General features: G+C 36.6%; 7 protein-coding genes. 6 read left to right on the forward strand and 1 reads right to left on the reverse strand.

The window, feature by feature from the left end:
* Positions 1-741: 741 nt before the first annotated feature.
* The 6 genes from CUU66_RS22165 (at position 742) to CUU66_RS22185 (ending at position 4,047) form a co-directional block, all read left to right on the forward strand.
* The gene (locus CUU66_RS22165; protein WP_101645576.1) at positions 742-933 is read left to right on the forward strand and encodes a hypothetical protein; all 192 of its coding nucleotides are present in this window, start codon (positions 742-744) and stop codon (positions 931-933) included.
* Between the two features lie 196 nt (positions 934-1,129).
* The gene (locus CUU66_RS25145) at positions 1,130-1,258 is read left to right on the forward strand and encodes a hypothetical protein (RefSeq protein ID WP_257968106.1); all 129 of its coding nucleotides are present in this window, start codon (positions 1,130-1,132) and stop codon (positions 1,256-1,258) included.
* Between the two features lie 245 nt (positions 1,259-1,503).
* Positions 1,504-1,833, forward strand: coding sequence for a PadR family transcriptional regulator (locus CUU66_RS22170; protein ID WP_101645577.1), 330 nt, complete (start codon positions 1,504-1,506; stop codon positions 1,831-1,833).
* Positions 1,834-2,175 carry a DUF1048 domain-containing protein gene (locus CUU66_RS22175; protein WP_101645578.1) on the forward strand — a complete coding sequence of 114 codons (342 nt, stop codon included), beginning with the start codon at positions 1,834-1,836 and terminating at the stop codon, positions 2,173-2,175.
* 360 nt (positions 2,176-2,535) lie between these two features.
* Positions 2,536-3,297, forward strand: coding sequence for an ABC transporter ATP-binding protein (locus CUU66_RS22180; protein WP_101645579.1), 762 nt, complete (start codon positions 2,536-2,538; stop codon positions 3,295-3,297).
* Positions 3,298-4,047, forward strand: coding sequence for an ABC transporter permease (locus CUU66_RS22185; protein WP_101645580.1), 750 nt, complete (start codon positions 3,298-3,300; stop codon positions 4,045-4,047).
* Between the two features lie 1,610 nt (positions 4,048-5,657).
* On the opposite strand, the gene CUU66_RS22195 is transcribed toward CUU66_RS22185, so the two are convergent.
* A complete protein-coding gene (locus tag CUU66_RS22195; protein WP_101645582.1) occupies positions 5,658-6,092 on the reverse strand; it encodes a ferritin-like domain-containing protein in 435 nt (144 codons plus the stop codon).
* Positions 6,093-6,774: the final 682 nt, after the last annotated feature.

Consider the following 6,774-nt stretch of genomic DNA (forward strand, 5'->3'; position numbering starts at 1 on the left):
ATATTGATTGAGCAATAACATAATAAGGCAAAACCTGGTGATAATTTGTAAATTTCTTATTCAGTGATGTTTCATAATATAACCTCCACCTGTGTATGGTTAGTTTTTGAAACAATGTAAGTTCTTTTTGGTCAAGCAGCTGACAGAATTAATACTAAAATAAAAAAAGCAAAGGGCTGGTTCAGTACATTACCTCTAATCCCTTTTTTTAATATTATACAGTACAACTCCATAAATACCTTTTTTAGGAAACAAAAAAAAGCCAAACAAAAGGTAGCGATCAATATCCAGAACAACATAATAACAATGAACATTTAGAACTGTACAATAAAATAATGACTGGAGGAGAGTATACTAAAGACAGCTTCAATATGAAAAAGAAGCCCAAAGTAATCAGATATATAGGCTATGTAATATTTCTGTTTTTTATATTGATGCTTATTTTGCCCATTTTGGATTTTCTAAGATAACATTAAAAATTTGAATCTATAAGAAATAAAGCCGACAAATAAAATCAAATGTCTGCCCCTGTGACTATCAGCTGCCATTGTAGCAGCTTTTTCATATCAATAAAGGCGAAAAGTTAGTAAGATTGTAAAGTATTGTACCTAAACTAACGGGTGCGTTAGTTGAACAAGACTGGTGGCTCGTTTTTTCGTGTAATTATAAATTAATCCTATGAACTTACTTGGTTTTATTTTATAATGTACTGTGATTAAAAGAAAAATGAGGCGGGTTACTTTGAAAGCAGAAGAAGTACGATACAATGGAAAGGTTTATACGGTTATACATAAGTATTCTTCGGGCTATTGTGAAATCAGTGAATCAGGAAGCCAATTTAATGTTGAATTAGTACATGAAACAAATTTACAGAAGATTGATTGCCCCTCTAATAAATTTCAACAAAAAATAAACACCGATCCTAAAACTTAAACAAACGGTTGCGTTAGTTAAAGAACGGTGTTATGGCTGCTTCGGCAGCTTTTTTCTGTTGTTGTAACTAAAGGGGCAGCATTCCTGTAATGAAGTAATATGGGATTTGAACATAGAAAAACCCCTTGGTATGATATGAGTGTCCACAGCTTGGCGGCAAAAAGGACATAAACATAACTACCAGGAGGCTATTTAAATGAATTATAACCAAAATGAAAAGATTGCTCAAATTACTTCTCATACATTAATTAAATGCATTTTAAATCAAACTACTACAAAATTTGGAGGAAACAAGAGAAATCGTGAGATTTTCCTTTCTATATAGAGGGAGGTTAGTTCAATAAGGCATGGATCTTCTTTTTGGTAAAATTATACAGAATTGTGTTCTATTAAATTTGATATAAACGACAACTAAGCCTGTATTAATGGGCTTTTTTTAACGAAAAGTTTTATGTTGACAATCGACGCTATTCTGCGTTACTATATACCTGTAGTAAGTAATACTGAATATAAGTAACACAAATTACCAAAACAGAATAAAATATTTTATGAAATAATGGGGGGGCAGATTTGGAAAATATTACGGAAATGCTAAAAGGGGTCCTTGAGGGTTGTGTGCTTGAAATCATAAGCCGTGGCGAAACATACGGCTATGAAATTACGCAAAAGCTTCGAGAACTTGGCTTCACTGATGTAGTGGAAGGCACAGTTTATACGATTACTATGCGACTTGAGAAAAATAATCTAGTCGACATCGAGAAAAAGCCATCCACTATGGGACCACCGAGAAAATTTTACACAGTCAACGCAGCAGGTCAAGAGCAACTTGAAATTTTTTGGAATAAATGGGAATTCATCTCTAATAAAATTAATCTACTCAAATCTAAAGGAGAGAAGTAAATGAATATTTTTGAAAAAATTATTGGAAGTCTGGATGACAAGCGTGAATGGAAGGAGATGGAGGCACGTGCGAAGGCACTTCCAAGTGAGTACCACAACGCATATAAAGCTATGCAAAAATATATGTGGACTGCTGGTGGTGCTCCAACCGACTGGAAGGACAGCAGCCGTATCTTTGTCGGTATTCTCGATCTCTTTGAGGAAGGAGCAGCGGAAGGCAAGAAGGTAACTGATCTGACGGGAGAGGACGTGGCTGCTTTCTGCGACGACCTAGTGAAGGATGAGCAATCTTGGAAAGACAAGTATCGCAAGAAGTTGAACGATACCATAGGTCGTGGCTAACGACGAAAACCTACTTTTCACATAGCATCGACACTAATGAGTTGTTCGATGCCGGTACACAGGTGGGCGATATGCACCAGGAATCACCAGGATGACTTGGCGTTCATCGCCATTAAAACAATTGGCAAATTCCTAATGCCTACGTCTCATGTATCTTGAAAAAGTATCAGAGTATCATGAAGTAATTATGAAAAAATAAAATTTAATAGTTCACTCCGACTGAATAGCGGTATTAATTAGAATGTTCCATAGTCACTATTCAGTTATATTTTTAGCTCGGTAGTAAGTAATACAGATTATCAGTCAAACTTAGTAGAGGGGTATAGGCAATCTAACACGTTTAATAAGGAGGAAGAGAGTATGAGCAATACAGCGATTTCTGTAAAAGGATTGAAAAAATCATTTAAAGATAAGGAAATCTTAAAGGGAGTAGATTTTGAGGTGGAACGTGGTGAAATTTTTGCACTACTGGGCTCAAATGGAGCAGGAAAGACAACGATAGTCAACATCCTCTCAACACTGATGAAACCTGATGGTGGTGAAGTAGGTATTTGTGGCTTTGACATCCAGGGTCAACCAGATCATGTTCGCCAAAGTATCAGCCTAACAGGACAGTTCGCAGCTTTAGACGGCATGCTCACAGGAAGGGAAAACTTGATGATGATTGCTAAGTTACGTGGCGTTTCCAATCCTGCTCAAGTCGTCGACAATTTGCTTGCAAGATTCAGTCTGACCGATGCTGCCAACCGCCGGGCAGATAAGTATTCCGGAGGGATGAAGAGACGCCTTGACATCGCCATGAGCCTGATCGGAACACCTGAAGTCATTTTTCTCGACGAACCAAGCACCGGGCTTGATCCCGAAGCGCGAATTGAGGTCTGGAATACCGTCAAGGAGCTTGCCAACGGGGGGACGACAATCTTGCTTACAACTCAGTATTTGGAGGAAGCAGAACAACTGGCAGACCGAATCGCTATCTTAAATGATGGAAAAATCATCACGACCGGTACTCTTATTGAACTCAAGGAGATGTTCCCACCAGCAAAAGTGGAATACATTGAGAAGCAACCGACATTGGAGGAAATTTTCCTCGCAATCATACGCAAAAAGGAGGAGATGTAAATGAAAAATAAAACAGGGGTATTACTTGGACGATTAATGCGTAACATTATGCGAAGCCCTGATACGATTATAACGGTGGCAATTACACCGATTATGATAATGCTGTTGTTCGCCTATGTATTTGGTGGAGCTATACAGACAGGCACGGCCAACTACGTCAACTATTTATTGCCGGGTATTTTGCTAATCACTATTGCATCCGGTGTCGCGTATACTTCCTTACGATTATTTAATGATGTAAAGAGTGGGCTGATGGCGCGTTTTATTACCATGCCCATCAAGCGCTCGTCGATATTGTGGGCTCACGTTTTGACCTCGCTTGTTTCCAATGCACTTACTGTCGTGGTGGTTATTGTTGTTGCGCTTTTGATGGGCTTTCGCTCGAGCGCTGATACCTTGGATTGGCTTGCGGTGGCTGGGATACTTGGGCTATTTACGCTGGCGCTGACATGGCTAGCTGTTATTCCCGGATTGAAAGCGGGGTCTATGGAAGGGGCAACAGCCTACTCGTACCCATTGATTTTCCTACCATTTATTAGTTCAGCTTTTGTTCCCACGGAAACCATGCCTAAAATTGTCCGTGCATTTGCTGAAAACCAGCCCGTGACTTCAATTGTAAATGCAATTCGTGCCCTGTTGAATGAAGGATCTGTTGGCAAGGATATCTGGATCGCACTTTCCTGGTGTGTAGGCATCATGATCATCGCGTATTTCATTGCCAGTAAAGAATTTAAACTTAAGTTAGGGTAAGATTAAAGTAAGGAGCTATGGATTACATTTTAGTTGGAATGTAATCCATAGCTGCTTTGATTGATGGAAGAACTTTTAGAAAATCACGAAATGGAAGAAATTTCCACCCTTGATTAGGACTATAAAATTACATTTTTTCCATTGAAGGCTTTCATTGGCAAAAGAGTATCTATTTTTATAAATAAAAATTAGTTAAAACTAACCGATCATAATACGTTCTTCTGCATACTTAAATGATTGCTTCTTAGTAACTCTAGCTAAGGCGAATGCTAAGGTTAGTGGTCCAACTCTGCGACTAAGAAAATGCTTTTTTAATTTAATTTAATTCTTTTCAATCAGAGTATGTGAAACTTTTCACTTAAACTCCCATGAAAAAAAATACTGAAAAAAGGCATACAAAAATAGACCCAGAAAAACCAGTTTTTAAAAAGAGGCTGGGCCTCATAAAAGTAAGATATAAAATTGTTGGTACATGGCTTGAATTCAGGCCCTTCTAGTTGGAGTAAAAATAAGTGCAGCTGGAGCAACAACCAGAATTAGGATTAATCTCCCATGAGTGCTACCCATCAAGGGTGCGACAGTCGGTGGTACACCGTGGTCGTTGGAGTCAGACTAACGGATGGGCTCTAAGGCACCGTAGTTCAAAGACCTTCTTCTCCAGCATTAAACAGTATAGTCTGTACAGCCTATTTTCATTCTCTGTGGTGAATCGCTGATCTGTGCGATTCATGGATGGCTAACGGGGGCGTTAGTTGAAGAACTTTTTTGGTTGCTACGGCAGCCTTTTGTTATTGTGCTAAACGACCAAGTTAGTGGAGCATGCGATCAGGGGAATTTGGCTCTAAGATTTTTTTAAAAGGAGTAATTGCTTTTACTGAAGAATAATATATACCATGAGATTATGAAAGGGGTGAATCCCGGCTATGTTGAGAAATACCTTAATAGCATTCTTCATTCATATCTTAACTGGAGTTATTATTTGGTTCTCGGGTAATTATTTCTATAATTTTGTCTTTAATAGGTATCAGAAAAATGATGTAATTATAAATAGTTATCTTTTGTGTATATCAATTATAGGGTTAATCGTTTATTACATTCTCGGTAGAAAATTATTAAGGTTTCAAGAGTCAAAACTAAAAACATTACTCTCTGTATCATTAGTATCACTAATTGGATTCATTATAGGTTTGTATCTCATTATTTTTACCAATGACGGATGGGACTGGATAATATATATACTTTATAATGCTGCCCTTCACCCAGCAATGATGGTAATTGCAAATACTAAATATGCGTTATGGCTATCCGTATTGCCAAGCCTTTTTATGTGGATGGGGATTGTACAAAGGCAAAAATCTGATAAAGTTAGTCAAATTAGTTTCTAAGTAAGAATGCATCCTTATTCCTTATAGGGTGCATTTTCTTTGAGGAAAAAGTTTTTAAGAAAGGTTCAGTAATACTTTAATTCACAAACGGGGGAGGTTAGTTCAATAAGAATAATGACATTTTTCAAGGCACATTAGAAGGGAACTGTAAAATAAAAAAGCTAGGAATCAACTAATCCTAGTCTTAAATAAGCGTTTTATTCATTTACCAATTATGCATATTTATTAGTTTAATTCAGATTTTAAGTAATCGACATGCTCTCTTTGCTTATCTAGAATATTGTGAACAAGGTTTAAGCTTTTCTCATCAAGCTTATCCTGTACTAATTTTTCAGTCATTTTAATTCCGTAGAGATTTTCTCCTTTAATTGCATGTTTTAGAATATCTTTTTCATCATGTGGTTGATCAAATATTTGGCTAATAAATAGTTCCATCTTACCGATAATCCCTTCACTAGTAGCTGGCTTTCCATCAAGCTCTTGGATTCGTTCTGAAAGCAAGTCTGCGTGGTGTTTTAAGTCCTTTTGGATGGTAATGAATCGATTACGAAGTGGGGAGGAGTCATCAAGATTATTAACAAATTCTTCATAAGAATGTACTCCCATATATTGTCCTTGTAGTAGCTTGTTTAGAGTTTTTATTACTATTTGATTGTCCAAAGAATCAGTCCTTTCAAACTAATAATTTCAAGGAGTTTATAGTTTAATCGATATTAATGGTTTCATACACTTTATTTAGAAACTGTTCGTGTAATATGCGTAGAAAAATTCAGGTACTTGTTTAAACTAAAGGAAACTTTTCATTGTATTATTTGCATTCTTCAAGTTATTCGGGGCTTAGATCGAATAAGGATTAAAACTTTTTTTGTTTTGTATAACGGGTAGGGGATATTGGAACAAAAACAAAGGAGGGTTGTAATGAATGATGCACCCATAGAATTTGTATTAACTTGGGTGGCTTACATTAGCCTTGCATTTCTCGTTTGTAGAGTGCGGTGGGAACTATTCGCTTTTATTTGGATAGTCATCTTGTAAAAAAAAGTTTATGACCGCTTTCTTTTTTGGATAAAGCCAAAGTTAAAAAGAAAACTCAAGAATAAGAAAAAAAGAAAAAAGCTCAAAGGATGAATACAAACTTATATTGTATATACCAGAAAGATATCCATTTTTATTAAGAATTTTCTTAGAAGATTTAACTGGAAAAGTAAAATCCTTATTCAAGTAACGGGTGCATTAGTTAAATAGAGAGGCTGTTACAGCAGCCTCTTTTCTTATTCCACTAACGGGCAGGATAGCTAATTATTTTGTTGTAAAAATAAAGGTTTTCAAACTTAGTAAGAGA

It is taken from the genome of Peribacillus deserti (assembly GCF_002863585.1).
Lineage (GTDB): Bacteria > Bacillota > Bacilli > Bacillales > DSM-1321 > Paraperibacillus > Paraperibacillus deserti_A.